The sequence below is a fragment of the uncultured Cocleimonas sp. genome (assembly GCF_947495625.1).
Taxonomy (GTDB): Bacteria; Pseudomonadota; Gammaproteobacteria; order Thiotrichales; family Thiotrichaceae; genus Cocleimonas.
Genome location: NZ_CANLZW010000087.1, coordinates 1 through 311 on the forward strand (window position 1 = coordinate 1; position 311 = coordinate 311).

1 protein-coding gene is annotated in these 311 nt (G+C 35.4%); it reads left to right on the forward strand.

Features of this window, described 5'->3' with window-relative positions; translation table 11 throughout:
* Positions 1-161 precede the first annotated feature (161 nt).
* Positions 162-311, forward strand: coding sequence for a hypothetical protein (locus tag Q1A31_RS21005; protein WP_019444655.1), 150 nt, complete (start codon positions 162-164; stop codon positions 309-311).

The window sequence follows — 311 nt, forward strand, 5'->3', positions numbered from 1 at the left end:
TGAAAATCATGGAAAATGAGAAACATCCACTTGACGACTTGAAAAATGACGAAATCACTAAAAAACGTGAAAAATGAGAAATGCACACTGAAGGACCTGGAATATGGCGAGAAAACTGAAAATCACGGAAAATGAGAAATACACACTTTAGGACGTGAAATATGGCGAGGAAAACTGAAAAAGGTGGAAAATTTAGAAATGTCCACTGTAGGACGTGGAATATGGCAAGAAAACTGAAAATCATGGAAAATGAGAAACATCCACTTGACGACTTGAAAAATGACGAAATCACTAAAAAACGTGAAAAATGA

Excerpts from the sequence above, each read along its gene's own strand:
- Q1A31_RS21005 (WP_019444655.1), top strand. The coding sequence starts at position 162 with ATGGCGAGGAAAACTGAAAAAGGTGGAAAATTTAGAAATGTCCACTGT.